At 51.2% G+C, this 23,076-nt stretch carries 25 protein-coding genes and 1 riboswitch; of the genes, 23 read left to right on the top strand and 2 right to left on the bottom strand.

What is annotated here, in order from left to right; genetic code table 11:
* Positions 1 to 61 precede the first annotated feature (61 nt).
* Positions 62 to 640 (bottom strand): DJ-1/PfpI family protein, encoded by a 579-nt coding sequence (locus tag SPSPH_RS05235; RefSeq protein ID WP_075753895.1) that lies wholly within the window; start codon positions 638 to 640, stop codon positions 62 to 64.
* 137 nt (positions 641 to 777) lie between these two features.
* Between SPSPH_RS05235 and SPSPH_RS05240 the strand changes: the two genes are divergently transcribed.
* Positions 778 to 1,386, top strand: a complete 609-nt coding sequence (locus tag SPSPH_RS05240) for a DedA family protein (RefSeq protein ID WP_075753897.1) — start codon at positions 778 to 780, stop codon at positions 1,384 to 1,386.
* 161 nt (positions 1,387 to 1,547) lie between these two features.
* On the top strand, positions 1,548 to 2,363 hold the full coding sequence (gene eutJ, locus SPSPH_RS05245) for an ethanolamine utilization protein EutJ (RefSeq protein ID WP_075753899.1): 816 nt from the start codon (positions 1,548 to 1,550) through the stop codon (positions 2,361 to 2,363).
* Between the two features lie 51 nt (positions 2,364 to 2,414).
* Here the strand turns inward: eutJ and SPSPH_RS05250 are convergent, their stop codons facing one another.
* Complete coding sequence (locus tag SPSPH_RS05250; protein WP_075755969.1) at positions 2,415 to 3,548, bottom strand: iron-containing alcohol dehydrogenase; 1,134 nt, start codon at positions 3,546 to 3,548, stop codon at positions 2,415 to 2,417.
* A 332-nt stretch (positions 3,549 to 3,880) separates the two neighbouring features.
* Positions 3,881 to 4,077, top strand: a riboswitch (cobalamin riboswitch).
* Between the two features lie 150 nt (positions 4,078 to 4,227).
* Here SPSPH_RS05250 and SPSPH_RS05255 point away from each other — a divergent pair.
* The 21 genes from SPSPH_RS05255 to SPSPH_RS05355 all read left to right on the top strand — a co-directional run bounded on the left by SPSPH_RS05255 (position 4,228) and on the right by SPSPH_RS05355 (position 23,061).
* Positions 4,228 to 5,262 (top strand): nicotinate-nucleotide--dimethylbenzimidazole phosphoribosyltransferase, encoded by a 1,035-nt coding sequence (locus tag SPSPH_RS05255; RefSeq protein WP_075753901.1) that lies wholly within the window; start codon positions 4,228 to 4,230, stop codon positions 5,260 to 5,262.
* 134 nt (positions 5,263 to 5,396) lie between these two features.
* Positions 5,397 to 6,611 carry a sensor histidine kinase gene (locus SPSPH_RS05260; protein ID WP_075753903.1) on the top strand — a complete coding sequence of 405 codons (1,215 nt, stop codon included), beginning with the start codon at positions 5,397 to 5,399 and terminating at the stop codon, positions 6,609 to 6,611.
* Positions 6,612 to 6,632: 21 nt separating this feature from the next.
* A complete protein-coding gene (locus tag SPSPH_RS05265; RefSeq protein WP_075753905.1) occupies positions 6,633 to 8,291 on the top strand; it encodes a response regulator in 1,659 nt (552 codons plus the stop codon).
* A gap of 280 nt (positions 8,292 to 8,571) precedes the next feature.
* The gene (eutS, locus tag SPSPH_RS05270; RefSeq protein WP_075753907.1) at positions 8,572 to 8,913 is read left to right on the top strand and encodes an ethanolamine utilization microcompartment protein EutS; all 342 of its coding nucleotides are present in this window, start codon (positions 8,572 to 8,574) and stop codon (positions 8,911 to 8,913) included.
* Positions 8,914 to 8,920: 7 nt separating this feature from the next.
* Positions 8,921 to 9,352 (top strand): EutP/PduV family microcompartment system protein, encoded by a 432-nt coding sequence (locus SPSPH_RS05275; protein WP_075753909.1) that lies wholly within the window; start codon positions 8,921 to 8,923, stop codon positions 9,350 to 9,352.
* Positions 9,353 to 9,631, top strand: coding sequence for a propanediol utilization microcompartment protein PduA (gene pduA / locus SPSPH_RS05280; RefSeq protein WP_109298133.1), 279 nt, complete (start codon positions 9,353 to 9,355; stop codon positions 9,629 to 9,631).
* Between the two features lie 23 nt (positions 9,632 to 9,654).
* Entirely contained in the window at positions 9,655 to 10,446 is a 792-nt protein-coding gene (gene pduB, locus SPSPH_RS05285) for a propanediol utilization microcompartment protein PduB (RefSeq protein ID WP_075753911.1), read from the top strand.
* Positions 10,447 to 10,465: 19 nt separating this feature from the next.
* On the top strand, positions 10,466 to 12,136 hold the full coding sequence (locus tag SPSPH_RS05290) for a propanediol/glycerol family dehydratase large subunit (RefSeq protein WP_075753913.1): 1,671 nt from the start codon (positions 10,466 to 10,468) through the stop codon (positions 12,134 to 12,136).
* Positions 12,137 to 12,159: 23 nt separating this feature from the next.
* A complete protein-coding gene (locus tag SPSPH_RS05295) occupies positions 12,160 to 12,795 on the top strand; it encodes a propanediol/glycerol family dehydratase medium subunit (RefSeq protein ID WP_075753915.1) in 636 nt (211 codons plus the stop codon).
* A gap of 20 nt (positions 12,796 to 12,815) precedes the next feature.
* The gene (locus SPSPH_RS05300; protein ID WP_075753917.1) at positions 12,816 to 13,340 is read left to right on the top strand and encodes a diol dehydratase small subunit; all 525 of its coding nucleotides are present in this window, start codon (positions 12,816 to 12,818) and stop codon (positions 13,338 to 13,340) included.
* Between the two features lie 13 nt (positions 13,341 to 13,353).
* Positions 13,354 to 15,177, top strand: coding sequence for a diol dehydratase reactivase subunit alpha (locus SPSPH_RS05305; RefSeq protein WP_075753919.1), 1,824 nt, complete (start codon positions 13,354 to 13,356; stop codon positions 15,175 to 15,177).
* 5 nt (positions 15,178 to 15,182) lie between these two features.
* Positions 15,183 to 15,737, top strand: a complete 555-nt coding sequence (locus SPSPH_RS05310) for a glycerol dehydratase reactivase beta/small subunit family protein (protein ID WP_075753921.1) — start codon at positions 15,183 to 15,185, stop codon at positions 15,735 to 15,737.
* Entirely contained in the window at positions 15,719 to 16,309 is a 591-nt protein-coding gene (locus tag SPSPH_RS23505; protein WP_075753923.1) for a BMC domain-containing protein, read from the top strand. Before SPSPH_RS05310 ends, SPSPH_RS23505 begins: the two co-directional genes overlap by 19 nt.
* 2 nt (positions 16,310 to 16,311) lie before the next feature.
* Positions 16,312 to 16,590, top strand: a complete 279-nt coding sequence (gene eutM / locus SPSPH_RS05320; RefSeq protein WP_075755971.1) for an ethanolamine utilization microcompartment protein EutM — start codon at positions 16,312 to 16,314, stop codon at positions 16,588 to 16,590.
* Positions 16,591 to 16,633: 43 nt separating this feature from the next.
* Positions 16,634 to 17,281, top strand: coding sequence for a phosphate propanoyltransferase (locus tag SPSPH_RS05325; protein ID WP_342353235.1), 648 nt, complete (start codon positions 16,634 to 16,636; stop codon positions 17,279 to 17,281).
* 12 nt (positions 17,282 to 17,293) lie between these two features.
* Positions 17,294 to 18,082 carry a flavoprotein gene (locus SPSPH_RS05330; RefSeq protein WP_075753927.1) on the top strand — a complete coding sequence of 263 codons (789 nt, stop codon included), beginning with the start codon at positions 17,294 to 17,296 and terminating at the stop codon, positions 18,080 to 18,082.
* A 54-nt stretch (positions 18,083 to 18,136) separates the two neighbouring features.
* Positions 18,137 to 18,421: a EutN/CcmL family microcompartment protein gene (locus tag SPSPH_RS05335; RefSeq protein WP_075753929.1), complete on the top strand. Its 285-nt coding sequence runs from the start codon at positions 18,137 to 18,139 to the stop codon at positions 18,419 to 18,421.
* Between the two features lie 6 nt (positions 18,422 to 18,427).
* Positions 18,428 to 19,405: a cob(I)yrinic acid a,c-diamide adenosyltransferase gene (locus tag SPSPH_RS05340; protein ID WP_075753931.1), complete on the top strand. Its 978-nt coding sequence runs from the start codon at positions 18,428 to 18,430 to the stop codon at positions 19,403 to 19,405.
* 213 nt (positions 19,406 to 19,618) lie between these two features.
* Entirely contained in the window at positions 19,619 to 21,058 is a 1,440-nt protein-coding gene (locus tag SPSPH_RS05345) for an aldehyde dehydrogenase family protein (RefSeq protein ID WP_075753933.1), read from the top strand.
* Positions 21,059 to 21,158: 100 nt separating this feature from the next.
* Positions 21,159 to 22,493: an SLBB domain-containing protein gene (locus SPSPH_RS05350; protein WP_075753935.1), complete on the top strand. Its 1,335-nt coding sequence runs from the start codon at positions 21,159 to 21,161 to the stop codon at positions 22,491 to 22,493.
* 16 nt (positions 22,494 to 22,509) lie between these two features.
* Positions 22,510 to 23,061 (top strand): BMC domain-containing protein, encoded by a 552-nt coding sequence (locus SPSPH_RS05355; RefSeq protein ID WP_075753937.1) that lies wholly within the window; start codon positions 22,510 to 22,512, stop codon positions 23,059 to 23,061.
* Positions 23,062 to 23,076: the final 15 nt, after the last annotated feature.

Genomic DNA, 23,076 nt, shown 5'->3' on the forward strand with positions numbered 1-23,076 from the left:
ATACTACTAGTATGGGGAGGTTAGTAAATAAATATAAGGCGCTGACTATTGGCATAAATAGTCAAATTTGCTCTACGTTGATACTATATTCAATTTTATCGGCTACCTCTTGCGCCATGCTTGCGCCAAACAGCAGTTTTAATAGATACAGCCCTAATTCAATACCGGAACTAACTCCGGCTGAGGTTATAATCCTGCCGTCCTGAACTACCTTTTGGGTGAGTACATCTACAGTGTAGGTTCTTAACTCGTCAAACGCAGTGTGGTAGGTGGTAGCTTTTTTATTGGCAAGCAATCCTGCTGCGGCGAGAATGAGAGCGCCGGTACACACCGAGGCAGTGAATTTAGCGTGGTGGGACTGTGCTCTAATAAACTCAGTTATAGCTGTATTTCTCATGGCGGCCAGCCGGCCTTTGCCGCCGGGAACTACGATAATATCCAAAGACGGACAGGTAGCTAACGTTGTATGAGGAATGACTTTCATGCCGTTAAAAGCTTCTATGGGGTCGGAGTTTTCAGCTATCAGCAGAACTCGGGTACTGTCAGGGCTAATTTTATTACTATAGCTGAGTACCTCAAAAGGGGCGACAAAATCGAGCTCTTCGACTTGCGGGAAAATCAGGATGCCAATGGTAATCATGCAAGCACTTCCTTTACTACTGTTATCCTATTACCTTATTTCTAAATACTATTTTAATTGTACCGGAAATGATAAAATTTGTGTAGTAAGACTTATCTGTATTGTTATCGAATAAATTCGGTCTGGAGCTAACGCTGATGGAAGAAACATTGTTTGTGCTGCTGAACAGGCTGGGAGAGAATATGTATGCGGCTATTTTTGCCGCTATGCTGCTTACCGGGATAGGAGTGCCCTTCCCCGGTGAATTGACTTTGGGGTTTAGCGGCTATTTATTATTTATCGGCCGGATAGAACTGATTCCCACAGTTGCTGCCACAGCGCTGGGTGATTTGGTAGGAGCCCTGCTTGGTTTTGGTGTTGGTTTTTTTAGCCGTTCAGTAATAGTAACACGCTATTTAGGTTTTCTGATGCCGTCGGCTGCCAAGTTGGCGGCGGTCAATACCTGGCTGAAAAAATATGGTGCCTTAGCTGTCGTGGTTGGCAGACTGCTGCCTGTTATCCGTGGTGCTATCCCTGTTCCGGCAGGCTTTTTCCATATGAATAGTAAGAAATATATTATAAGTACCATTCTTAGTTCAGTTATCTGGTGCAGCACACTGATATATGCCGGATTTTCGCTGGGCTACAACTGGCAGGGCATAACGGAATTGGGAAGTCAGCTTGGTTTAGCCGCCGGCGGGGTGGTATTTGCTGTACTGGCGGCCTATCTCATTTATAAATATGCCAGTAAGTTAAGAGAAAAATGAGTCAAGGCGGCCCTTTGTTTATTCCCTCTTGTTTTGCGCAAGAATTTAAAATAACTTGTCAGATATTTACGGTTATGGCAACAGGTATTTCGTGTTATTGCAGGGAACAGCAGATAGAAAGGGTACTGTTTCATGAAGTTGCACGGCGAGGGGGATAAAACATGGAAGCCTATGAAAAAATTTATAAATTGCATGAGCTGATGGAAACAAAAACGGTAGCCGATTTACCCGGCCCTTATAAAGTCGGTGTCGACCTGGGGACTGCCGATGTTGTACTGGTTGTTGCCGATGAAGCAGGTAATCCCGTAGCAGGAAGTCTGCGTTGGGCGTCGGTGGTCAGGGATGGCTTGGTTGTTGACTTCCGGGGGGCGATGCTGATTGTTGAGGAATTAAAAGCCGAAGTGGAAGCACGTATGGGTATTACCCTGGACAAAGGGGCTACCGCCATTCCGCCGGGAACGGTGGGACGCAATGCTTTAGCCTGCGGTCATGTTATTGCCGGAGCCGGTTTGGAGCCTGTTTGTCAGGTGGACGAGCCGGTAGCGGCTGCCAGGGCCCTGGGTATTACCCATGGAATTGTGGTGGATATCGGCGGCGGCACTACCGGAATTGCTGTTTTGCGTAATGGCGAGCTGGTATTCACAGCCGACGAACCAACCGGCGGTACGCATGTATCGCTGGTTTTGGCCGGAGCTTATAAAATGCCGTTTGAGGAAGCGGAACTGCTCAAACGGGATGCTGCCCAGCACCGCAGGATTATGCCGGTTATTTTGCCTGTTATTGAAAAGATGGCTGCAGTGGTAACGGCTATGCTGGCCGGACAAGAGGAATATCATGACTATCCTGTTTATGTGGTGGGAGGCACTGCCTGTCTGCAAGGGTTTGAAACTGAATTCAGCAAAGCTTTTGGCCGCAAAGTCCACGTTCCCCCCCATCCTTTATTGGTAACACCGCTGGGTATTGCTATGTTTGGCTAATAAGGAAAAGGTCTGACCCGACTGGGGTCAGACCTTTTATTATGGGAGGTTTTACAGGATTGACCGGTAAATGGCCTCCACATCCTGCTGTGAGCCTTGGCGGGGATTGGTTAGGCTGCAAACGTCCTTCAGGGCATTTTCCGCCAGCAAGGGGATATCTTCGGCTCTGAACCCCCGCAGTTCGTGTAGTTTTGCCGGTAATTCCAGCGCCTTATTGAGCTGCTGCACCAACTGGATGAAGCGTTTTGCAGCGGCTTCTGCCGGTAAGCCTGTGGTGTCAATCCCGGCGGCGCGGGCCAGATCAGCATACCTGGTTACGGCTGCCGGCAGGTTGAATTCCATGACGGCAGGCAATAAGATGGCATTGCATAAACCATGCGGCAGGTTATAGAACCCGCCAAGCTGGTGGGCAAGTGCATGGACATACCCTAAGCTGGCATTGTTAAAGGCAATACCTGCCAGATATTCGGCATAGACCATGGCTTCCCTGGAGGGTAAGTCATGGCCGCTTTGGTAGGCGGTCACTAAATTGGCGCTGATTAATTCCACGGCTTTAACGGCTTTGCAATCGGTTACCGGGGTAGCATTGGTGGAAACATAGGCTTCAATGGCATGCGTCAGGGCATCCATACCGGTTGCGGCCGTTAGACCGGGAGGCATGTCCAGCATAAGTTCGGCGTCACTGACAGCAATAATGGGGGTAACATGCCAATCATTGATAGTCATTTTTACATGCCGCTCTTCATCGGTAATGACACAAAAGCGGGTTAATTCACTGCCGGTACCGGCAGTGGTATTGATAGCAATAAGGGGGGCGGACCGCTTGGCGGATTTGTTGAGACCTTCATAGTGGGCAATTTCGCCGCCATTGGCAGCTAATAGCGCAATGGCTTTGGCGCAGTCATGAGGAGAACCGCCGCCAAAAGAAATCAAAAAGTCGCAGCCGTTATCCCGGAACAGTTTTAACCCGTAATTTACCTGAGCTACCGTAGGATTAGGTGAAACGTCTTTATAGATTATGTAAAAAATACCTTCGGCATCAAGTAATGCCAGCAGCTTGTCAATCAGCCCGGTTTCAACGAGTGTTTTGTCGCTGACAATCAGTGCTTTTCTAAACAGCATAGGTTTAATGTAACCGGCAATCCGTTCTGTGCAGCCTGTGCCCAAAATACTAATGGGTGTCATAAAATATTCATGGATTTTTTGCACGGCAACGGCCTCCCCTTGCTCTGTAATTTTCTAAAACGATACCATCATTTTGCTGTTTGTGCAAGCTTGTGAAGGACAGGCAGCGAAAGGACCGCAAAAAAATGACATACTATGACGAGGGATAACTATTTTGGCAGGCAAATGCCTGCGGCAGCGCTTTTGTTTGCCGGACAACCGGACAGGCCGGGACAGCGGGGGAAAATAGAACTATTTTGACTAAATGCTTTAACATCTTGCGAACCCTGCATATACTGACAGGAGAATGGTTTTGACTGTAGAAGTGTGCAAAAAAAGTAGATGGATAATTGCATATCTGCCACCATACAGGTGCCTCTTAGCAGTAAGAGGAGAATAGGGAAGCTCGGAAGGATGCACAATCCTTAAACGACGCGGTCGCGCCACTGTAATCGGGGAGGAACACCCAAACCAAGCCACCGGTAATCGGGAAGGCCAGGGGTTCTGATTATCCGTAAGCCAGGAGACCTGCCTGTTTTGGCTGTTATTTACCTCCGCGCCAGAGGTAGTACCGGAAGGACAGGATTTTATGAAAGTAAAACCCAGCCCTTTGGGGCTGGGTTTTTAATTTAAATGCTGGAGGTTATAAGGCGTGCATCAGCGGTTCTTCCGGATAAGTATAAAATGAGGGGGCGTAAGTATGGATTATCGGGCTAAAGTAGACAATTTAATCAATGGTGCGGCAAAGCCGCCGGATAGCCTGGGACTATTGGAGAAGCTGTTTAAAAAACTGTTGCTTGCATGGGGGACCATGCATCCGGAAATAAAACCATATCACTTGATTTTTGCTGCCGACAACGGCGTGGTGGAAGAGGGGGTAGTGGACTTTCCCAGTGAGATTACTTACCTGCAAGCGCAAAATATGGTGGATGGCCGGGCGGCGATCAGTTGTTTTTGCCAGGCCAATCATGTTCCGTATTCGGTAATTGATATCGGCATCAACAATACAAAAACAGCAGGCATATACCGGCGGGTGGCGCCGGGAACCAGGAATTTTATGAAAACAGAAGCCATGACTCAAGCCGAATTTGACGAGGCCTGGCGGGTTGGCGAGGAAATGGCGGGGTATGCTATTGATACTCAGGGTGCTAATTTAGTATCCTTTGGTGAAATGGGGATTGGCAATACCACTACGTCCTCAGCCGTACTGCATGCAATGACCGGGATACTCCCTGAGTTTGTTGTCGGTTATGGTGCCAGCGCTCCGACTACCGATATGTTAAAGCGAAAATGCGTGGTTGTGGCCAAAGGAGTTGAGCGTCACCGGGAAACCTTCTGCAGGATTGAAGATATCCTGCGGTGTGTGGGCGGTTTTGATATTGTCGCTATCTGTGCCGGGATGACAGAGTGCGCCAGGCGCAAGATTCCGTTTGTTATCGATGGCTTTATCACCGCGGTAGCCTTTGCCTGTGCTTCCCGGATAAATCGAGAAGTGGAAGCCTATGGCCTGCCTTCTCATATGTCCAAAGAGCCGGGCATGGGCTATGCCCTGCTGTTAGGCAATATTTTGGCCGATGATGTGCCAATTCGAGCCAACATGGCTTTAGGGGAGGGGACGGGAGCTGTTTTAATGGTCTCAATGCTCAGGACGATGGCGTATACCATGTATACTATGGCCAGGCTTGCCGATTTTGCGGTCAGCAACCCGGATTCGCAGCATTTGACGGCCATATGATATTATTTTTGGTGGAGCACTGTCAATTTATAGCAGGAATTGACAGTGCTAATAGCCAAAATATCCCCTTATCAGGAAAATTACAATGCTGATTTCTTTTATGCTATCTATAGTTTGGGTAGGGGGGATGTTTTGTGCATAACGGCAAACGGTTTAGCCTTGACGAGATTATTAATGTTCAGAGCCTGCAGGAGATACAAAATAAATTTTCGGAAGCCACCGGTATCGCTGCTGTTACTGTTGATGCAAACGGTGCACCTGTAACCAAACCCAGCAAATTTACTGATTTTTGCTGTTATGTTCGTTCCTTTCCCGACGGGTTTGAGCGGTGCAAGGCTTGTGATGACCGGGGCGGACGCAACGCTATGGAACAGCAGCGGCCGGTTGTGTATCATTGTCACAGCGGTTTAACCGATTTTGCCGCTCCCATTATCGTCCAAAACGAATATGTAGGGGCATTACTGGCAGGCCAGGTTGTATTACCCAATCCGGATTTTGATGCCAAGCAGGAAATGTTCAACCAGCTCTTACCTCTGGGCATGGATAAAGAGATTCTATCCCAACTGTTTGATAAAATTGCTATTATTCCTGAGCATCGTTTGCAGGCAGCGGCTGATTTGCTGCATCTTATGGCTAATTATATTGTGGAAATGAGCGCAACCAATCTGGTGCAAAAACAGCTGATGACCGAGCTGAAGGCAAAGTCCGAGCTGCAGAATTTGCTCCGGGCAGCCGAGCTGAAGGCACTGCAGGCACAGATTAACCCTCACTTTCTGTTTAATGCCCTCAACACCATTGCCCGCTTGTCGTTGCTCGAAGGTGCGGAGCGCACACAGGAAGTTGTCCATTCGTTGTCAGCTCTGTTGCGCACCAATCTGCGGGATATGGAGGAAATGCGCACCCTGCAGCAGGAAATCAAGTCTATTGAGGATTATCTGAGTATTCAGCAGGTGCGGTTTGGTGACAGGATTCAGGCCACCATTGAGATACAGCCTGAATTGATGAAAATATCGGTTCCGGCCCTTAGCTTGCAGCCCTTGGTGGAAAACGCCATCATTCACGGACTTGAACCCAAAAAAGAGGGCGGACATATTTATATCAGCGGCTATGTTGCCAATAACAATATAATCATCAGGGTGTCAGATACCGGGGTGGGAATTCCTCAGGAACAGATCGGCGCTATTTTAAAAAGCGAAAAGCGGTCAAGCAAAGGTCATCTGACAGGAATCGGACTGATTAATGTTCACCAGCGCATTCAGCATTATTTTGGCGAGCAGTATGGTCTGCGCATTGAAAGCAAAGTTGGCGAAGGCACCGAGGTTTATCTGTCGTTACCGTCTTATTGTTGATAAAATAGAGGAGACACAGCTATGTATACACTATTGATTGCCGATGATGAACAATTGGAACGGCAGGCGTTACGCTTTATTATTGAAAAAAGATGTCCGGATGTGAGGATCATTGGCGAGGCCGGCGATGGCAACAGTGCGGTGGGCATAGCTGCCAGGGAGAAACCGGATATTGTGCTTATGGATATTCGCATGCCGGAGCTTAGCGGACTGGAGGCCGCCCGCGCTATCCGGACAATGCTGCCGCATACGGCTATTGTCATCCTGACGGCATTTGATGAATTCAGCTATGCGAAAGAAGCGCTCTCCAGCGGGGCGGTGGAGTATTTACTAAAGCCGCTGCATCCTAACGATTTACTGCAGACCCTGGCGGCTGTTACTGCCAAAGTCGGTGAACGCAAACGCCGGGAACAGGAAGAAGCTGAGCTGAGAAAAAATGTGGAACAGGCGATGCCCTTTATCAGGCACTCGTTTATTCAAGATTTGCTTTCCGGCAAAATCAGTGAGTTAAGCAACTTCCGGGACAGGGCCGGTTTTCTGGGAATTAAAGCAGAGTCGGGCGTTATCCTGGTTGCCAATATCGATAATTTTAAACAGATCACCCGCAGTGCATCAGAGCTGGAAAGGCAGATTGTCAAGCAGCGTGTCTATCAGCATATTTGCGAATTTGTCGGCAAAGAAATGCTGGTCGTCCCGTTCGGCGGCGATGAGATCGTTATTCTTATCGGTTATGAGGCAGCAAGGGAAGAGGCCCAGGTAGAGACGCATGTCAGAGCAATAGCCCGGAAGATCAGAGACGGGATCACGCAATTGGGCATTAGCCTGACGATTGGCATTGGCCGCTACTATGATGATCCCCTGCAGATTCATAAGTCCTATCTTGAGGCCAGCAGCGCCCAGCAGCAAAAAAATTACATTGGGGATAATCAAATCATTCATATCGATGATCTTCCCCACTTAAGCGAAGTGGCTTTTCGCTACCCTTTCCATTATGAACGTAATCTTTTAGACAAAGTCCGTTGTGGTGAACGCCAGCAGGCCAAGGAAATTCTCCGCCAGCTGTTGCATGAAATTTTCACGGCGAAAGCCAGTATCGAGATGGTAAAGGCCTGCGTGCTGGAGCTTTTGATTGTGCTGTCAAGGGCGGCTGTGGAAGGCGGTGCCAGTCTGGAGAAGCTAACCCTGCTTAACTTTAACTGTATTAATCAGCTGACAGGCTGTGCCGACCGGGAGGAAGTACGCCGCTGGATTCTCGACGCCTTAGATCAGTTTATGGACAATATGCTGGAGAATCGCACCAGCATGAATGTCAGGCTGATTAACAAGGCGTGTGTTTATATCACGGAAAACTTCCATAAGAGTATTTCATTGGAAGAAGTTGCCCAGACCGTACATTTGAGTCCCTATTATTTCAGCCGTATTTTTAAAGCCGAGCAAGGCTGTAATTTTGTCGACTTCTTAACCAAAGTCAGAATTGATAAGGCCAAGCAACTGCTGCAAAACCCTGAACAGACGGTAGTGCGTGTGGCCGCCGAAGCCGGCTACCAGGATGCCAGCTATTTTTGCCGGGTATTCCGGCAGGAAGTGGGAGTTACTCCCAACCAATACCGGACACAATTTAAGCAGCCGAAAACAAGCCGGGGAACTTTAGGCAAACAGCAACAAGTTTCTAAAACATAACAAAAAAATACAACTGCTTTTTTGCGGGGCAGCAAAGCAATCAATATAGTAAAAAAAGACTGTGAAAACAGTCTTTTTTTGTTTTTGTCCGCAAAAATAAGAAGAGATCACAAATAATTACCATAATCAAACAGTTGCTTTTGTGCAAAAAGTAACTATTTGACGGAATACTCGCAAATATGTCCTGTGATAACGCAACTTCATCTCAAGGTAAAAATGCAAAAAAATCTAATATTTTACCAGGAAAGAACAAGACCAACAGGATTGTGAGGGAAAACCTATGGTTCAGGAAAAGCCCAGAGTGGTGCAGGAATATGTACCAGGCAAACAGGTGACCTTAGCCCACTTGATTGCCAATCCGAAAAAAGAGTTATGCGAAAAACTAGGTATTGTGGATGCAGGGGCCATTGGGATTCTGACCATCACGCCTTGTGAAGCAGCCATTATCGCGGCAGATGCGGCCACCAAAACAGCCGCCGTGCAAATCGGTTTTATGGACAGATTCACCGGCTCGGTCGTTATTACCGGCACGGTTTCGGCGGTGGAAGCTGCTTTGAGACAAGTAATTGTCCTGTTAGCTGACGGCTTGGGTTTTTCCGCGCCCAAACTGACAAGGTCGTAGCTCTGCCATGATTATGCTGGTAGGGCCTGTAGGCGCAGGGAAGACCTCGCTGATTCATGCGCTCAAACACGATTGCCGTAAGGCTGCCAAGACTTCAAGCATTTGCTTTCATGACGACACCATTGACACCCCGGGAGAATATGCGCAAATGCCCCGGTTTTACAACGCGCTGGCGGTGACTGCCACCAATGCCGATATCGTGCTGATGGTGCAGGATGCCACCGATTTGCGGATAACCCTTCCGCCTGGTTTTGCCGCCATGTTTCCGCGGCCGGTAGTGGGAGTGGTCACTAAGATAGACGCTCCTGGCGCAGACCAGGAAAAAGCCAAACTTCGTCTCCGGCAAGCGGGAATCAAAGAACCCTTCTTTTGTGTTTCCGCCTATGACGGGACAGGCGTGGCTGAGTTAACCGCCTATCTTACAGGAAAGGAGGTGTAAATAGTGAGCGAAGCATTAGGGATGATTGAAACCAAAGGGCTGGTAGGAGCTGTTGAAGCTGCCGACGCCATGGTAAAAGCCGCCAATGTTATTTTGGTAGGCTATGAAAAGATTGGTTCCGGCTTGGTCACTGTCATGGTGCGGGGTGATGTTGGCGCCGTTAAGGCGGCTGTAGATGCCGGGGCAGTGGCAGCCAAACAGGTTGGTGAGATTGTTTCTGTTCACGTTATTCCCCGTCCTCATACCGATGTTGAAAAAATTCTTCCTAAAATTAAATAGTTAAAATTTGGAGGTGTAATTATATGCAAGATCAGCTGATTGAAAAAGTAATGGATGAAATTAAAAAACGTATGGAAACTGCGGCTCCGGCAGCCTCTGCCCAGGAACCCGTAAGAGCCGCCGTTAGTCCCGGTATTACCGAGTTTGTCGGTACGGCTATTGGTGATACTGTTGGTCTGGTTATTGCCAATGTAGATCCGATGCTGCATGAAAAAATGAAGCTTGATCCCAAATACCGCTCTATCGGCATTCTGGGTGCCCGTACCGGTGCCGGTCCGCACATTATGGCGGCCGATGAAGCGGTTAAAGCCACCAATACCGAAATCATCTCCATTGAACTGCCCCGCGACACCAAAGGCGGCGCCGGCCATGGGTCCCTGATTATCTTTGGTGCGGAGGAAGTATCTGACGCCCGGCGGGCAATTGAAGTGGCGCTCAAAGAGCTTAACCGTACGTTTGGTGACGTATATGCCAATGATGCCGGACACCTGGAACTGCAATATACTGCCCGCGCCAGTTACGCCATTAACAAAGCCTTTGGCGCACCTTTGGGCAAAGCGTTTGGCCTCATTGTCGGCGCACCGGCCGCCATTGGTGTCCTAATGGCCGATGTGGCTGTAAAAACAGCCAGTGTGGAAGTAGTCGGCTATGCCAGTCCGGCTGGCGGCACCAGTTACTCGAATGAAGTTATTCTGCAAATTACCGGTGATTCGGGTGCTGTTCGCCAGGCGGTAATTTCGGCTAAAGAAGTGGGTCTAAAAGTATTAGAAACTATGGCTGGTCCGGCTCCGTCCGCAACAACGCCGTACATCTAAGAACAGGGGGGAAATGAAGATGAAGAGATCAAAACGTTTTGAAGTGTTGGAAGCCCGCCCTGTGAACCAGGATGGTTTCGTGGTCGAGTGGCCGGAAGTTGGCCTGATTGCTATGGGCAGCCCCAACGATCCCAAACCCAGCATCAAAATCGAAAATGGTAAAGTCGTGGAGATGGACGGCATTCCCCGTTCCCAGTTTGATTTTATTGATCAGTTTATCGCCGATTATGCCATAGATACCTCGGTAGCCGATAAAGCCATGGCGATGAGCGATGCTGAAATTGCCAAAATGCTGGTTGATGTCAATGTATCGCGTGACGAGCTGGTTAAAGTGGTACGCGGTCTGACTGCCGCCAAAATTGTTGCCGTACTCAATACGATGAATGTCGTGGAAATGATGATGGCGCTGCAAAAAATGCGGGCCAGAAAAATTCCTTCCAACCAGTGCCATGTTACCAATACCCAGGATAATCCGGTACTTATTGCCGCAGACGCAGCCGAAGCGGCTTTGCGCGGTTTTGATGAAATGGAAACAACGGTAGCTGTTGTCCGTTATGCTCCGTTCAATGCGCTTTCCATCCTGGTAGGTTCCCAGACAGGCCGCGGCGGCGTACTTACCCAGTGCGCTCTCGAAGAAGCAACCGAATTGCTCTTAGGCATGAGAGGGATTACCGCTTATGCTGAAACCATCTCCGTATATGGTACAGAAAATGTGTTTGTAGATGGTGACGATACTCCCTGGTCCAAAGCCTTCCTGGCTTCGGCCTATGCATCCCGGGGACTTAAAATGCGCTTTACCTCCGGTACCGGTGCGGAAGTGCAAATGGGTTATGCTGAAGGCAAATCCATGCTGTACCTGGAAGTGCGCTGCATCATGCTGACCAGAGGCGCCGGCGTACAGGGCCTGCAAAACGGTTCGGTAAGCTGCGTCGGTGTGCCTGCTGCCGTTCCTTCCGGCATCCGCGCCATTCTCGCCGAAAATCTGACAGCCGCTATGCTGGATCTGGAAGTTGCCTCCAGTAATGACCAGACCTTTACCCATTCCGATATCCGGCGGACTGCCCGTACCCTGATGCAAATGCTGCCAGGCACTGACTTCATTTGCTCAGGCTACAGCTCTTCGCCAAACTATGACAACATGTTTGCCGGTTCCAACTGGGATATCGACGATTATGACGACTGGAATATCATCCAGCGTGACCTTATGGTTGACGGCGGCCTTAAGCCTGTTGCTGAAGAAACCATTATTGCCGTGCGCAACAAGGCGGCTAAAGCCCTGCAGGCCGTATTCAGGGAATTTGGCTTCCCGGCCATCACTGACGAAGAAGTGGAAGCAGTAACCTATTGCCATGGCACCAAAGAGATTATTAAACGCAATGTAGTGGAAGATATCAAGGCAGCCGAAGACATGATGAAACGCGGTATCACCGGAGTGGATATTGTTAAAGCACTGGCCAAAAACGGTTTTGCCGATGTTGCCCAAAACACCTTGGGAATCCTTAAACAGCGTATTTCCGGCGACTATCTCCATACCTCGGCCATTCTCGATAAGGATCTGAATGTGGTAAGTGCCGTAAACAACCGGAACGACTACCGCGGCCCCGGCACAGGCTATCGCCTCAGCAAAGAGCGTTGGGATGAAATTAAAGATATACGCCAGGCGATTAAACCGTCTGATTTTGACGTGTGATTGTAGGGAGAGGTGGAGAGAAAATGCAAATTAACGAACAATTGATTCGCGAAATAGTGGGCCAGGTGCTTGCCGGCATGGTGTCGCAGCCAACAGCGCCAAAAGCAACCGGGCGCTCCATGACCCTGGTTGAACAGGGGGAAGCCCGCCCCGGAACCAGAACCGACGAAGTGATCATCGCCCTGGCACCGGCTTTTGGCAAATATCAAAATAAAACCATTGTCAATATTCCGCACAGCGATGTATTGCGCGAAATGATTGCCGGTATCGAAGAAGAAGGGGTAAAAGCAAGAGTTGTCCGGGTGCTCAGAACCTCGGATGTGGCCTTTGCCGCCCATGATGCGACCAAACTCAGCGGTTCCGGTATTGCTATCGGTATTCAATCCCGAGGAACAACAGTCATCCATCAGAAGGATTTGCCGCCGCTGAGCAACCTCGAATTGTTCCCCCAATCCCCGCTGCTGGATCTGGAAGCCTACCGGCAAATCGGCAAAAACGCCGCCCAGTATGCCAAAGGCCAGTCCCCTACGCCGGTACCTACCAAAAATGACCAAATGGCCCGTCCCAAATATCAGGCCAAAGCAGCAGTACTTCATATTAAAGAAACTGAACACGTGGTTCCCGGCGCTAAACCGGTTGAACTTGACGTACAGTTTTAACTAGGCGGAGGTGAAAAAAGATGTCTGAAAATAAAATGATTGAAGATATTGTGCGTGAAGTATTAAAATCTATGGCCGGTGCGCCGCAGGCGGCTCCGGTAGCAGGCCAGGTTCAGGCCGGGACCGGCGCAGGTCTTTGCCCGGAGCGTGACTATCCGCTGGCCAACAAACGTCCTGATCTCCTGAAAACACCCACAGGCAAAACCCTGGCAGACATTACTTTAGATAAAATTATGAATGGTGAGGTAAAATCCGAGGATGTTCGTATTACCCCGGAAACCCTCAGAATGCAAGCCGAGATTGCTGACGGTGTAGGCAGGAATCAATTTGCCAACAACCTTCGTCGTGCTGCTGAGCTTGTGGCTATTCCCGATGCCCGCGTACTGGAAATTTACAATTCCCTGCGTCCTTATCGTTCCACTAAGCAAGAACTGCTGGCCATTGCCGAAGAAATGGAAGTACAGTACAACGCAAAGATTAACGCCGCTTTCGTGAGAGAGGCCGCAGAAGTATACGAGCGCCGGAACCGTCTCAGAGCGGATTAAGGTGGGAGCTTTCATGCCGATCATTGCAGGCGTGGATATTGGTAATTCCACAACTGAAGTATGTTTGGCCCAACTGGAACAAGGCCGGACAAAAAAATATCTGGCAAGCAGCATTATCAAAACAACCGGCATCAAGGGAACCCTGGCCAATGTACCGGGTATTGTGACCGCCTTGCAAGAGGCGGTGCAGCAAGCCGGGCTGAGCCTGAACCAGATTGATGAGATACGGCTCAATGAAGCCACACCGGTTATCGGGGATTTGGCGATGGAAACCATTACGGAAACCATTATTACCGAATCCACTATGATTGGGCATAACCCTTCTACGCCGGGAGGCGTTGGTTTGGGTGTCGGGATGACAATACCCTTTGCCCAGCTGCCTGCCGCCAGCCCGGGGGAACAGGTCATCTGCCTCATTCCCAAGGGCATAGATTTTGAAGACGCCGCCCGGGCGATCAATACCGCTATGGCCAGAGGTGTCGCCATACAGGGCGCCATCGTGCGGCAGGATGATGCGGTGCTCATCGTTAACAGGCTGGAGAAAAAAATACCGGTTGTCGATGAAGTAACCCTGATCGAAAAGGTGCCGGTAAATATGCTGGCAGCCGTTGAAGTTGCCCAGGCCGGGCAGACCATCACCACCTTATCCAATCCTTATGGTATTGCTACCGTCTTTCAGTTAACGCCGGAGGAAACCAAAATGGTGGTGCCGATTGCCAGAGCGTTGATTGGCAACCGTTCGGCGGTGGTTGTCCGGACACCGGCAGGCGATGTGAAGGCCCGTTCCATTCCCGCAGGTTTCATCACCGTTGTGGGACAAAAGGGGAAAGCCGACATCGATGTTGAGGCCGGTGCCGCGGCCATCATGGAAGCCGTTGAACGGGTGCAGCCGGTGCTTGATGTACAAGGCGAAGCCGGAACCAATGTAAACGGCATGCTGGAAAGGGTCCGGCAGGTAATGGCCGAACTGACCAGCCAGCCGGTAGCAGAGATGAAGATCCAGGACATTCTGGCGGTGGATACCTTTGTTCCGCAAAAAGTTCAAGGCGGTCTGGCCGGGGAATTTGCCCTGGAAAGTGCGGTAGCGTTGGCCGCTATGGTAAAAACCAGCCGGCTGCCGATGCAGCAGATTGCCGACAAGCTCAAGGAAGAACTGCAGGTGCGGGTAGTTATTGCCGGCGTGGAAGCCAATATGGCCATTCATGGTGCCCTAACCACACCGGGTACCGATAAACCGCTAGCCATCCTGGATATGGGAGGCGGCTCCACCGATGCCGCCATCATTACCAGAGATGGGCAGGTTCACTCCATTCATTTGGGCGGCGCCGGCGACATGGCGACCATGCTGATTAACTCGGAACTCGGACTCAATGACTTTGATTTGGCCGAAGATATCAAAAAATATCCGCTCGCCAAGGTGGAAAGTCTGTATCATGTCAGGCTGGAAGACGGTACGGTGCAGTTTTATGATCATCATCTGCCGCCGCATGTATTTGCCCGGGTCGTTATCTTAAAAGACGGCGGCATGGTTCCCATACCGTCAGATCATGCCCTTGACCGCATCTGCCATGTGCGGCGGGAAGCCAAGAAACGCGTCTTTGTCACCAATGCGCTGCGCTCGCTGGCGCGGGTTGCGCCTACCGGCAACATCCGGCATATTGAGTTTGTCGTGCTGGTCGGCGGCTCGGCCATGGACTTTGAGGTGGCCGACATGGTATCAGACGCGCTGGCCGAATATGGTATTGTCTGCGGGCGCGGCAATATCCGCGGCAGTGAAGGCCCCAGAAACGCCGTGGCTACCGGGCTAGTACTGTCATATCTTGATAGCGGGGCGTGAGTAGTATGCAGATCGATAAAGCAGCAAACAAACCCAGCATCATCATTTGCACCTATCCGCATACCGGCTATGAAGCTAAATTGCGGGAACTTCGGGCCGGCATGGAAGAAGAAGGCGTGCCCTGCCTGCTGGCAGACGCTGCAGCAGCAGATGCTGTGGCTCTTGCCTACAAAGGAGCGCAGGTCTCGCCGCTGGGCGTTGGCATCGGTATCAGCGCAGATTCTTTGTGCGTGCATTACCAGAAGCTGCCGGAGAGCCAGCCGCTGTTTGTGCTGGCAGGAGCAGGCTCCCGGGGAGAGTGGCGCACTTTTGGCTACAATGCAGCCCGGCTGGTAAAAGGTCTGCCGTTTAAAACCATTGCGGCTGAGGCCGAACCGGCGGCAGCCCCTGCCGCCAATGGCTTACAGGCAGTCTCTTGGGAACAAGGCACAAGCCGGCAAGCTGCCGCTAATGATGATATGGCTGAACTTTACGCAACCGTTCGCAAAATTGTCCTGAAAGTATTGCAGGAAAATGTGCAAGGCCATGGGGAGGTGAATACATGGTCAAAAACGCCTTAGGTTTGATTGAAACAGTGGGGTTGGCTGCCGGATTGGAAGCGGCTGATGCTGCCGTTAAGGCGGCTAATGTGGAACTGATAGGCTATGAGCTTACCAAAGGCGGGGGTATGGTTGTTATTAAACTGTGCGGCGATGTAGGCGCAGTCAAAGCTGCTGTGGACGCAGGTGCGGCCGCTGCCGCCAGGATAAACAAAGTGGTTGCCAAACATGTCATACCCCGTCCGCACAATGAATTAGGCACAATGGTACTATCACGGGAAACGGCAGGTTATAAGCCGCAGCCTGCACTGACAACTGTGGCGCCTGAAGAACAAAGCGCTTCTCCGGATGCGGCAACCTCGTCTCAGCCGGCAGCAGAGCCGGCGGAAACCGCTAACGAAAATACGCTAACCGAAACGGTTCCTGAACCTGCTCAGGCACCGTTCACAGAAGCAGAGCCGGCAGTTAAACAAGAACCGCAAAACCCGTCAGAAGGCTGCAACTTATGCGGCGACCCTGTGTGCCCAAGGAAAAAGGGTGACGCAAGAGTTACCTGCATTCATTATGATAAAAACAACAAGGAGGATGAATGAATATGCGCGGAGAGGCATTAGGAATGGTAGAAACAAAAGGTCTGGTGGGCGCTATTGAGGCTGCCGACGCCATGGTAAAGGCCGCTAACGTAACTTTGGTCGGCTATGAGAAAATCGGTTCCGGTTTGGTAACCGTTATGGTGCGCGGTGACGTTGGCGCGGTAAAAGCAGCCACCGACAGCGGTGCGGCTGCCGCCCAGCGGGTGGGTGAACTGGTATCCATTCACGTTATTCCCCGTCCCCATACCGATATCGAAAAAATATTGCCCAAAGGTGAGTAACATCGCGTAGTAATTTCATCTATGGCAATCCCGGGGTGAGATGATGGAACAAAAACTAATTGAACAAATCGTAAGCCGGGTGTTGGCTTCCTTGCCTGAGTTACAGCAGGCCCCAAAAGCTGAGCAAGGTATACCTGTAGGCGTATCCAACCGCCACATCCACCTTTCTGCCGGGCATATCGAAACCCTGTTCGGCAGCGGCTATGCCTTAACCAAAGATAAAGACCTCAAACAGGTGGGCGAATATGCCGCCAAAGAAACCGTGACCCTGGTCGGGCCGAAAGGTATTATCAGGAATGTAAGGGTTTTAGGACCGGTACGGGCCTTTACCCAGGTTGAAATATCCCGCACCGACGGCTTTGGCTTAGGGGTGGTGCCGCCGCTCAGGGATTCAGGCAACCTTGACGGTTCGCCCGGCATTGTTGTCGTTGGTCCTAAGGGGGCGGTTACCCTTACGCAAGGCGTAATTTGCGCTGCCCGGCATATCCACATGGAAGCAGCGGCTGCCCTGGCGTTTCAGGTAGCCGACGGCGACCGTGTCACGGTTAAAATACCAGGCCCCCGGGGCGGAACCTTTGATAATGTACTTATCCGGGTAAATCCGGATTTCCGCCTGGAATTTCATATTGATACAGATGAGGCCAATGCCGCGGGACTCACAAACGGCGATTTGGTCACACTGTGCAAATAGGGGAGAACTAATGTGGACAATGAAAAACTTGTGGAGTTAATTACCGCTGAAGTATTGCAGCGGCTCAGCCGGATACCGGCGAAACCGGCAGAACCCGCAGCTAAAGCGCTGGCTATTTTCACGGGTGGAACCATTGGTCTTGAGGTAAGCCTGGAAGAGTTGAAAAAATTACAGGCCATAGGTACTGAAATCACGGTTGTACTGTCACAGGCAGCCGAAACCATTGTCGGAGAAAACTGGATCAAAGAGAAACTGGGTAGTCACATACAGCTTGTCACTACCCAGTCCCCTTATCCGGGAAAGCATCTGCGTGCAGCCGATGTGGTGCTGGTGCCTGTACTTACACAAAATACGGCAGCAAGACTGGCACACACCCTGTCCGATACCATGGTTTGTACCGTGCTGCTTCAAGCCCTGATGCTTGGTAAACCCGTAATTGCGGCAATCAATGCCGCCGATCCGGAAGATAGCTGGCGAATGCAAAAAAATATGGCCAATGCCGCGCCGGCGCTGCGAGCAGCATTGGCTGCCAATCTCAAAAAAATAGAAACCTTCGGTATCCGGCTTATACCGGTAGAACAGTTAGCCAGCGTAGCCAGAGAAGCACTGAGCCGGGAGGTGCCGTCTGTTTTACCAGGGATGGCGGCCAGGTCTGCCAAAAAACAAGTCCTCGATGCCGAAGCCGTAAAACGTGCGGTCCAAGGTGGCCACAAAACCATCACTGTTGTACAAGGTACGATTATCACGCCGCTGGCCGGTGATATCGCCAGAGAGTCCGGCTTACATATTGTTTACACATGAGGACGAGAAATACCTGACAATCCCATCCCTGAAAAGTAAGGAGGATGAAGCAATATGTGGGTAGGGAAGATAATCGGAACCCTTGTGGCCACAGCCAAAGACGACAGTCTGGTTGGCAGCAAGCTGCTGATTGTGCAGCCAATTGCGCTGGGCAGTCAGCCGGCCGGTGCCCCCATTGTGGCGGTAGATACTATTGGTTCCGGGACAGGCGAGACCGTGCTGGTGGTGTCAGGCAGTTCTGCCCGGCAGGTAACCGGTAATCCCCGGTCGGCAGTGGATGCCGCTATTGTGGGGATTATTGACACCATGGAAATAGATAAAAGTTTACTCGAGGAGTAATCGGCGATGAAAGTGTATACCAAAACAGGTGATGAAGGAAAAACCAGTCTGCTGAGCAGAGAGCGGGTATTTAAAGACAGTGTCAGAGTACATGCTTATGGTACTGTGGATGAGGCCAACGCTGCCATGGGCCTGGCAAAATCCCTGACCGATAAAGAGTGGGCTGTTACCATTATTCATGGAATTCAAGCAGAACTTATCGCACTAAATGCCGATTTGGCGACAGACGGCAGTGTGACGGACAGCAGCAAATATCGCATTACTCCCAGTCATGTGGCAAGACTGGAAAGCATCATTGACAAATTGGAAGAGCAGCGTATTCCTGAGCGGCATTTTATTACCCCGGGAGCAACAACCGCCAGTGCGGCGCTTGATCTGGCCCGGACCATTGTCCGGCGTGCCGAACGGTGTATTGTCAGACTGAGGCGTACAGAAACCGTGTCCCAGCCGGTTGCCCTGTACCTCAACCGGTTATCTGACCTGCTGTTTGTTTTAGCCAGATGTGTGGAGCAGGAAGCTCTGATTGCGAAGGTAACTCAGGCCGTAATGCGGGTTCTGCAAAAGCATGGACCAAATGAGGGAGGGACAAGTGATATGCTGGAAAGAGCCAAAAGAATGATAGCAGCTGCTGAAAAGAAAGCTGTCGAGATTGGTGTGCCGATGGTTATCGCCGTGGTTGATGCCGGTGGCAACCTTGTTGCGCAGGAGCGGATGGACAATGCCTTATTGGCAAGTGTCTCCATTGCGCTTAATAAGGCTTATACCGCAGTAGCCCTCAAAATGTCTACAGACCAAGCTGCTGTTGTTGCTCAGCCCGGACAAATGCTATATGGGATAAATACTGCCGACAACTGCCGGATTGTTGTCTTTGGCGGTGGTTTCCCCCTTTGGGAAGAAGGCGCTTTAGTCGGCGGCATTGGTGTAAGCGGCGGCTCTGTTGAGGAAGATATGGCGGTAGCCCAAGCCGGTCTTGCCGCTTTTTAGTCCAGACGGAGCGCATAGCTTGCTTAAATCGCTGAGTCCTTATCAAACAAATGGTGCCGGATGCAGGGCCCGGCGCGGGCGGCCGTCATCCAATGCTGCGCCGCTGGCGCTTAACCTCCGCTTATGCATAACGGCCGCCCGCGCCTCAGCAATGTTGCGGTCATAAGGACCGCAAGCGGGTTTTGTTAACAGGGCACGGAAGGAGGAAGATACATGACTATTGATCCAAATTTAATTGCAAAAATTGCAGCCGAAGTAATGGCCAGAGTACAGGAACGGCAGCCGGAAACAGTTTCAGCCGGTGAAGGTATTTTCCCAACCGTTGATGAAGCTGTGGCTGCCGCCCGCGCCGCGCAAAAACAGTTGAAAAAACTATCGATAGAAAAACGGGAAGAACTCATCCAGGCTATGCGTCAGGCTGCTTGCGACAATGCAGAACTGCTGGCGGAAATGGGTGTCAGCGAATCCGGCATGGGGCGCGTCAGCGATAAAGTCATCAAAAACCGGTTAGCTGCCACTAAAACTCCGGGAACCGAGGATCTTAAGAGTGAAGCCTGGAGCGGCGACCGCGGCCTGACGCTGATTGAAATGGGGCCATATGGGGTCATTGGCTCGATTACGCCGACAACCAATCCTTCGGAAACCGTGATTTGTAACGGGATTGGAATGATTGCCGCCGGCAATGCCGTTGTTTTCAGTCCGCATCCCACAGCCAAAAATACTTCGCTGGTAACAATAAAACTATTAAATAAAGCCATCATCCAAGCCGGCGGCCCGCCCAATTTACTGACCGCCGTGGCCGAGCCGTCACTGGCGGCAACCAACGCCATGATGCAGCATCCTGATATTAATATGCTGGTAGCTACCGGCGGTCCGGCTGTAGTCAAAGCGGTTATGTCCTGCGGTAAAAAAGCCATAGGTGCCGGTGCGGGTAATCCGCCTGCTGTTGTTGATGAAACGGCAGATATCGAAAAAGCGGCCAAAGACATTATCGACGGCTGCTCTTTTGACAACAATCTGCCTTGCATTGCCGAAAAGGAAGTTATCGTTGTCGGCAGTGTTGCCGATAAGCTGATGGCTTATATGCAGCGGTATGGTGCTTATTTAATCTCAGGTCCTGATGTTGACAGACTGGCCAAGGTTATCCTGACAGAAAAAGCAGAACTGGCTGCTGCCGGCTGCACTGAGAAGCCGAAAAAATCCTATGCAGTCAATAAAAACTATGTTGGTAAGGATGCCCGGTATATTCTAAGTCAAATTGGCATTCAGGTACCTGACAGCATTCGTGCCGTTATTTGTGAGACGCCGGCCGACCATCCGTTTGTGGTGGAAGAATTGATGATGCCGGTGCTGCCGGTTGTGCAGGTGAAAGATATTGATGCTGCCATCGAATTAGCCGTTAAGGTTGAGCATGGCAACAGGCATACAGCCATTATGCATTCCAAAAATGTAGATAACTTAACCAAACTGGCGAAAGCCATCGAGACTACCATTTTCGTCAAAAATGCTCCGTCCTATGCCGGTATCGGTGTTGGCGGGGAAGGGTTTACTACCTTTACGATCGCCGGTCCGACAGGCGAAGGGCTCACTTCACCGCGCAGCTTTACCCGCCAGCGCCGCTGCGTGCTTGTGGATGCACTGTCTATCGTGTGACCGGCCTGCGCTGCAGACTCCCGCAGAGGTTGCGGCGGTCAAGTCCCCGGATAAGGGCCGGTTTGGATAAGGCATTAGGCAAAGAAAGCAGGTGAGACGTATGCGGGAAGAAATTATTGCCGCCGTCAAAGCGGCAGGGGTTGTGGGAGCCGGCGGTGCCGGTTTTCCCACCCATGTCAAAATTAACGCCGCTGTGGATACTGTCATTGTTAATGGTGCCGAGTGTGAGCCGCTCTTAAGAGCCCATCAGCTCCTCATGGACACGGAAAGCAGCAAGCTGCTTATCGGGCTGAAGGCCGTCATGCTGGCTACCGGTGCGCGGCGCGGGGTTATTGGACTCAAACGCAAATATGCGGCTGCCGTAGACAAGTTGCAGGCAGAATTTAAGCAGGCCAAAGAGCAGGAGCTGGAACTCTTTTTTCTGGCAGATATCTACCCGGCCGGCGACGAACAGGTGCTTGTGCATGAAGTGACCGGCAGAATTGTGCCGGAAGGCGGTATTCCGCTCCATGTCGGTGTAGTGGTGGCCAATGTCGAAACTATGATCAACATCGCGGAGGCGCTTGCCGGTAAGCCGGTGACCGGAAAATACGTTACCGTAACCGGGGCTGTCGGCAGGCCGGCTACCTTTAAAGCACCTATCGGCATGGCTATCAGGGAACTCATTGAGCTTGCGGGTGGAACCACTGTCCGGGACTATGCCGTTATTGACGGCGGTCCCATGATGGGTAAGCTTACTACGGTTGATCAGCCTGTGACTAAAACCACCGGCGGCATTATCGTATTGCCGGCAGAACATTCGCTGGTCAGTGGAAAAAGTATGCCATGGCCGGTTGTCGCTAACCGGGCCAAGGCGGTTTGCTGCAATTGCCGGGCTTGTACCGATGTCTGCCCCCGTTATCTTTTAGGCCATAGCCTGGAACCGCACCGGATTATGCAGGCGTTTGGCCGGGGGCAGTGTAATGCCGGTGATGTTGTTACCCAGGCCTTTCTCTGCTGTGAATGCGGGGCTTGTGATACCTTTGGCTGTACGATGGGATTATCGCCGCGCCGGGTCAATGCCGAACTGAAGCGGCAATTTGGGCAGGCGGGGATTAAAAATCAACATAATGCCAAACCGCGATATCCCCGTACCACCCGGCAGTATCGCCTTATTCCGGCAAAACGGCTGCTCTACCGCCTGGGGCTGGAGGCCTATGATGGCAACGCTCCCCTAGTGACAAACCCGGTCACAACCCAAGCGGTCAGAATATTGCTTTTACAGCATATTGGTATTCCGGCCCAGCCTATTGTGCGCGTGGGTGCCATGGTCAATAAGGGTGACCTTATTGCTGTCATACCGGAAGGGGCAGCTGTGGGATGCAATCTGCATGCCAGTATTTCCGGACAGGTAGCTGCCGTGGATGACGCAATCGTCATTCAGGCAATGTCATGAAGCAGGGGGGAAGACAATGAAACGAGCCATAGGATTGGTGGAACTTACGAATATTACCAGAGGCATTTTGGTGGCTGATACAATGTTGAAGGCCGCCAATGTGGAGCTGCTGCTTTCCCAACCCCTGTGCCCGGGCAAATATGTCGTCATGGTTGGCGGTGATGTCGGTGCGGTGCAAAGCGCAGTACGGAGCGGCAAGAGTGTTGGCGGCGCAGAAAACGTGGTGGACGAATTTGTGCTGGCCAATATTCATCCTGACGTATTCCAGGCATTATCGGGCTGTACGGAGGTTAAGCAGATAAAATCCCTGGGAGTCATTGAAAGCTATTCGGTAGCCTCGGCGATTGTTGCCGCCGATACGGCAGCTAAAGCCGCTGCCGTGCAGCTGCTGGAAGTGCGCCTGGCACGCGGGATGGGCGGCAAGGCGGTAGTATCGGTTACTGGTGAGATTGGCGCGGTGACAGCGGCTGTCCGGGCTGGCAGCAATGCGATTGCTCACACTGGTTTCCTGGTAGATCAGCTGGTTATTGCGGCGCCGCACCCAGGGCTTCATCAAGCCTTATTTTAGATAACCTGAATAACG

Source organism: Sporomusa sphaeroides DSM 2875 (genome assembly GCF_001941975.2).
GTDB classification, from domain to species: domain Bacteria; phylum Bacillota; class Negativicutes; order Sporomusales; family Sporomusaceae; genus Sporomusa; species Sporomusa sphaeroides.